At 35.5% G+C, this 6000-nt stretch carries 8 protein-coding genes; 5 read left to right on the forward strand and 3 right to left on the reverse strand.

The annotated features are described in order from the left end of the window. The 3 genes from EAI80_RS06415 to EAI80_RS06425 form a co-directional block, all read right to left on the reverse strand. Nucleotides 1–1314 (reverse strand): glycoside hydrolase family 32 protein, encoded by a 1314-nt coding sequence (locus EAI80_RS06415; protein ID WP_129981379.1) that lies wholly within the window; start codon nucleotides 1312–1314, stop codon nucleotides 1–3. 81 nt (nucleotides 1315–1395) lie between these two features. Next, nucleotides 1396–1932, reverse strand: coding sequence for a histidine phosphatase family protein (locus tag EAI80_RS06420; protein ID WP_129981380.1), 537 nt, complete (start codon nucleotides 1930–1932; stop codon nucleotides 1396–1398). Continuing rightward, on the reverse strand, nucleotides 1932–2210 hold the full coding sequence (locus EAI80_RS06425; RefSeq protein ID WP_129981381.1) for a glutaredoxin domain-containing protein: 279 nt from the start codon (nucleotides 2208–2210) through the stop codon (nucleotides 1932–1934). Before EAI80_RS06425 ends, EAI80_RS06420 begins: the two co-directional genes overlap by 1 nt. A gap of 235 nt (nucleotides 2211–2445) precedes the next feature. Between EAI80_RS06425 and EAI80_RS06430 the strand changes: the two genes are divergently transcribed. From EAI80_RS06430 to accD, 5 genes are read left to right on the forward strand one after another with little or no spacing between them, the layout of a single operon-like run. Next, a complete protein-coding gene (locus EAI80_RS06430) occupies nucleotides 2446–2985 on the forward strand; it encodes a biotin transporter BioY (RefSeq protein WP_129981382.1) in 540 nt (179 codons plus the stop codon). Between the two features lie 13 nt (nucleotides 2986–2998). Beyond that, nucleotides 2999–3229: an acyl carrier protein gene (gene acpP / locus EAI80_RS06435; protein WP_006504254.1), complete on the forward strand. Its 231-nt coding sequence runs from the start codon at nucleotides 2999–3001 to the stop codon at nucleotides 3227–3229. Between the two features lie 44 nt (nucleotides 3230–3273). Then, a complete protein-coding gene (gene accB, locus EAI80_RS06440; RefSeq protein WP_129981383.1) occupies nucleotides 3274–3702 on the forward strand; it encodes an acetyl-CoA carboxylase biotin carboxyl carrier protein in 429 nt (142 codons plus the stop codon). A gap of 1 nt (nucleotide 3703) precedes the next feature. Then, on the forward strand, nucleotides 3704–5065 hold the full coding sequence (locus EAI80_RS06445; protein ID WP_129981384.1) for an acetyl-CoA carboxylase biotin carboxylase subunit: 1362 nt from the start codon (nucleotides 3704–3706) through the stop codon (nucleotides 5063–5065). Beyond that, entirely contained in the window at nucleotides 5058–5918 is an 861-nt protein-coding gene (gene accD / locus EAI80_RS06450) for an acetyl-CoA carboxylase, carboxyltransferase subunit beta (protein ID WP_129981385.1), read from the forward strand. Before EAI80_RS06445 ends, accD begins: the two co-directional genes overlap by 8 nt. Nucleotides 5919–6000 lie beyond the last annotated feature (82 nt).

Consider the following 6000-nt stretch of genomic DNA (forward strand, 5'->3'; position numbering starts at 1 on the left):
TTATCTTGTATAGATTGTGCAGTCTGAGATATGTGTGTCTTCTTCCTGTAGATGGTAGATAATCTGACTCACTACATAATAACCATTATTCACAAAGATTTCGATAACACCTTCATCGTAATAGATTTCTAAATCACACTGACCATTTAATACAGGTGTTTTATGAATATTGTATAGTTCATCATTATTCACAGATACAGCTGTACGATCTACGACTAACTGATCATCAACATAAGAAATCTTAACACCGCCTAAAGTGATTGTTTCATAGTCTTCTAGTGTTGTTTTCATTAAGAAAGGTTCATCAAAATCAATAGTATCTGTTGTATGCACAAACGTATTCTTAATTAATGGATGTACATCCTGATAAACATGCCCGTCTTTACAAGAAAGATGACGTGGCATTGTGAATAAACCAATCCATTCTTCACCTTCTAAGACTTCCTTCATTCTCATCCATCCTAAAATAGTACGTTTATTGTTTTCATCTAAGAATGTCTGAGGAGCATAGAAATCAAAGCCATAGTCAATAAACATAAGGTCTCCCGCCTTAGACATTGTACATGTTTCTTCATCAAAGTTGACTGGCATAATAGCCGCATTACTATTAGGACGTGGATATCCATCTAAGTTTTCAGGTGAGAAGACTAAGAAGTACTGTCCATCTAATTCAAATAGATCTGGACATTCCCACATGTTTCCAATTGAAGAATCGACGAATCTATTCTTATAAGTAAATGTCATTCCGTCTTCACTTTCGTAGAATAATACTTCTCCATCAAAATCATCCCCATTTGGAACCTTACTTCCTAGGATCATATAAACATGTCCATTCTTACCTAACCAGACTTTAGGATCTCTTGTATGCTGATCATGTCCTAAAGAAGAATCAGTAATTACATCAACAACTTTGTATTTAGATTCTTTGTTGTTGAAGTGGTAACCATCTTCACTGATTAATAATGCCTGTGATGCAATGAGATCATCTTTAATAAGTGGCTTATGGATATATTCAGGATTTTCAATACCATACTTAATGGCAGTGTAATATAAATACATCTTACCATTGTAGTTAAGTGCTGAACCTGAGAAGATTCCGTTTCTGTCATAATCCTTAGAAGGATATAAAGCGATTGGAAGATGCTTGAATGTCTGGAAATCCTTAGTGACTGCATGTCCCCAATGCATTGTACCCCATGATGTATCATATGGGAAATGCTGGTAGAAGATATGATATTCTCCATTAAAATAAGTTAGCCCATTAGGATCATTGATCCAGTTTCTAGGTGCTGTAAAGTGTATTTTTGGTCTCATTCTATTATTCCTCCATCACTATCTTATTATAATGAAATCGGTCACATATTCAACAAAAAAAAGAAGTACTTGTTGTACTTCTTAATACTCATACTTCTTTAATTCGCAGTTTTTTATACCAAAGGCAGAAAAATCATCATTAGTCATATCATGGAAATAAGATTCAATAATACGCGAAATACCATTATGGGCAACTAAAAGATAAACATGCTGATCATCCTTCTTCACATCATCTAATAAACTATAGATACGATGAGCAAGATGCAACATTGTTTCTCCTCCTTCAAAAGAGTTCACAAAACATGTCTTTGCCTGCTTGAATTCTTCTCCATCTCTAGGTGTAGATTCATATTTCCCAAAGTTCTGTTCCTTAAGTCTTAATTCTTCTCTTGCTGGTATACCTGTTACTTCAGATATATGTAAGGCAGTATCCTTTGCACGACTAAGTGGTGAATAGAGAATTTGATCTATATGGATATGATGTTTCTTAATATAATATCCAAGTTCTATAGCCTGCTTATGTCCTAATTCTGTTAAGGCAATGTCCGTTGCCCCACAGATCTTATTTTCTACATTCCAGATTGTCTGACCATGGCGTGTAAAATAGAAATGCCCCATTATTTTAAAGCCTCATCAAAGACACGTTTGAAGTTTGCCTTGATTGAATCAAAATCATCCTGGATTGTACATTCAAAGCACTTCTCTTTTCCAATAAATAAAGAAGGAACTGCATAATAATCATAATTTTCAGCTAAAACGACATTTTCACTTTCTTCAATTTTTTCTATATCCAATGACTGATATGCTTTGTTTTCTGTCATAAGTTCATCCATCGCTTTTTTTGCCTTCTGACAAAATGGACATTCTTCTAAATAAAACATTGTGATCTTTTTCATATATATCCCTCACTTTCTTATCTCTATTATTCTCTTTTTTATGCCATTTATCAACATATTTGACTTAAATGTAAGTGCTTGTTCTATTAGTTTTAATTTCAAACTAGTATATTTGTTGTACAATTATGGCGCTTTTGTCATATTTATTGCTAATTTATTTGATTTTTAAAATCAAAGGTCTATAATGCAAGTCAAGGAATAGCTTGATATTCCAAGTAGTGAAAAGGAGAATGATATGAAATCTAATGTTTCAAATCTAGTCAGAGACGCATTAATGTTAGGAGTACTGATCTGTTTATCACAGATTTCTGTGGCATTGCCTACAGCTGTTCCTATCACATTGCAAACCCTGGCCATCTATCTCATTGCGTGTCTTATGACACCAAACCATGCATTCTATACAGTGCTTTGTTATTTGATTATGGGAGCTATTGGTCTTCCAGTATTTAGTAATTTCAATAGTGGTATGGGTGCTCTTATAGGTCCGGCAGGAGGATTCTTATTCAGTTTTCCTATTATGGCATTAGTTATGAGTACTATTATTACTCATAACCGTTCAGTTAAGGGACATATTCTTGCCATGATTATTGGAACAGCTATTACTTATGGACTTGGAAGTATTTACTTCATGTATACAATGAAAGCAGCACTTCTAAGTACATTAATGACTTGTGTATTACCATTCTTACTTGGTGATGCACTAAAGATTGCAGTCAGCTGCATGATCGCATTTAAATTAGAAAAGATTGTATTAAAAAAGACAGTATTGTCATAAGGAGGATATAAACATGACAACATTTGATAAGGTAAAAGATATTATTGTAGATTCACTTAGCTGTGATGAAGAACAGGTGACATTAGAAGCATCTTTAAAGGATGATCTTGATGCAGATTCATTAGATGCCGTTGAATTAATTATGGCTGTAGAAGATGAATTCGATGTACAGATTCCTGATGAAGAAGCTAACAAAATGGCTACTGTAAAGGACATTGTTGATTACTTAGAAGCAAATGCTTAATTTTTTAAATAAATAGTTTGAATTTCAAAGAAAGAAGGTTTTCTATGGATTTAGTCAGAGAGTTGATGGAAGCTTTTGAACAAGCTGATATCGATAAGATGAAAATTGAAATGGAAGGCGTGAAACTTGAACTTGAAAAGAGTCAACAGGTGCAGGTAACTGCACCTGTCACTGTATCTAGTGAAAGTGCGCCTGTTGTTGTACAAGAAGTAAAGGAAGAAAAAACAGTTATTAGTGGTACTGAAGTAAAAGCCCCTCTTGTAGGAGTTTATTATTCTTCACCTTCCCCAGATGATCAGCCTTTTGTCAAGGAAGGGTCAAAAGTCACTAAGGGACAGACATTATGTATTATTGAAGCCATGAAGGTCATGAATGAAATCAAAGCACCTGTAGATGGTACTGTCCGTTCTCTATTAGTGAAGGATGAAGATTTAGTCAGCTTTGATCAGACTTTAATGATCATTGAGGAATAGTATGTTTAAGAAGATTTTAATTGCGAATCGTGGAGAAATCGCTGTTCGTATTATTCGTGCATGTAAAGAGATGGATATTTTAACGGTAGCCATTTATTCTACGGCTGATCAGAATGCATTACATGTACAGTTAGCGGATGAAGCAGTATGTGTCGGTGGTCCTAAGAGTGCTGATAGTTATTTAAATAAGGAATCAATTATTACTGTAGCTGTTGAGACAGGATGTCAGGCGATTCATCCAGGTTTTGGTTTTTTATCTGAAAATAGTGATTTTACAAGACTTGTAGAAACCTGTGGACTGAAGTTTATTGGTCCTAAGGGTGATGTTATTGATGCGTTAGGTAATAAGTCTAAGGCAAGAGAAATGATGATTGAAGCAGGTGTTCCTGTCGTCCCAGGATCTAATGGTTCAGTCAATACATATGAAGAATTAAAAGAAATTGTCAATAAGATTGGTTATCCTGTGCTTATTAAAGCAAGTGCTGGTGGTGGAGGACGTGGTATGCGTAAGGCCTTTAGTGAAGATGAACTAGAGAATGCCTTTATGACTGCCAAGGCAGAAGCCAAAGCATGCTTTGGGGATGATGATATGTATGTAGAGAAACTTGTATTGAATCCTAAGCATATTGAGTTCCAGATTTTAGCGGATGAGCATGGCAATGTGATTCATTTAGGTGAGAGAGACTGTTCTATTCAAAGACGTAATCAGAAGATGATAGAAGAAGCACCATGTAAGGTACTTGATGCATCTTTACGTTTGCAAATGGGTGAATCTGCAGTCAAAGCTGCACAGGGTGCTGGTTATACCAATGCTGGAACTGTTGAGTTTGTTTTAGATGAACACAACAACTATTACTTTATTGAGATGAATACGCGTATTCAGGTTGAACATCCTATTACTGAAATGGTCACTGGTATTGATCTCATTAAGCAGCAGATTCGTATTGCATCAGGTTTACCTTTAAGCTTTAAACAGGAAGATATTACTTTACAGGGTCATTCTATTGAATGTCGTATTAATGCGGAAGATCCCTTCCATAACTTTAGACCATGTCCTGGTCAGGTGAACTTCATGCATTTACCTGGAGGACCAGGTGTTCGAGTGGATACGATGTTATATACAGGTTATACGCTCCCTACTCAATATGATTCAATGGTCGCAAAAGTGATTGTCCATGCCCCTACTCGATTAGAAGCAATCAAGCGTATGAGACGTGCTTTAAGTGAACTTGTGATTGAAGGTATTACGACTAACCAGACACTACAGTTCTATATCCTACATCAGCCTGATTATATTAAAGGACATTTTAATACAAGCTTTATTGAAACACATTTAGATGAGATGGTGAGTGAAAATGGATAGTATCTGGAAGAAAAGAAAACAACAGTTACAGGACTTTCGTCGTTATTTAAATAAAGACAACAAAGTCAAGAAACAGGAAGTGCCTGATGGATTATATCAGGCATGTCCTAATTGTAATAGTACAATTCGTACACTTGATTTAAAGAATCATTTACAGGTATGTCCACAGTGTGGTCATCACCTCTTCATTGATGCTTATGCACGTCTAGATGCGTTATTTGATCATGGCAAATATAAGGAATACTACACTTCTATGAAATCAGGAAATCCATTAGGATTCCCTGGTTATGAAGAAAAACTTGAGAAGTATGAATATAAGACAGGATTACATGATGGCGTTGTTGTCGCGGGTGGTCGTATTGATCATATGCGTACGATTGTCGTTGTGATGGATCACCGTTTTATGATGGCTTCTATGGGTAGTGTGGCTGGCGAAAAGATTACACGTGCAATTGAAATGGCAACAAGAAAGAAATTACCTTTGATTGTTTTTACATCAAGTGGTGGTGCAAGAATGCAGGAAGGCATCTTCTCTTTAATGCAGATGGGTAAAACATGTGCTGCATTAAAACGTCATTTAGATGCTGGACTTCTTTATATTTCTTATTTAACGCACCCTACAACAGGTGGTGTTACTGCATCATTCGCAATGCTTGGTGATATTAATATTGCAGAACCAGAAGCTTTAGTCGGTTTTGCAGGACCTAGAGTTATTGAAAGTACTATGAAGACAAAGCTACCTGTTGGATTCCAGCGTGCTGAATTCTTAGAAGATCATGGCTTTGTAGATATGATTGTGGAACGTGAGAAGATGCGTGACACATTGGCTTTATTATTACGTATGCATGCATAAGGAGGAAGTGTGAAACAAAAATCAATCAAAACGTATAAAAAAAGACAAACTTAAAAACAAGTTTGAATAATTTAGAAAAAAT

This window comes from Catenibacterium sp. co_0103 (assembly GCF_004168205.1).
GTDB classification, from domain to species: Bacteria; Bacillota_I; Bacilli_A; order Erysipelotrichales; family Coprobacillaceae; genus Catenibacterium; species Catenibacterium mitsuoka_A.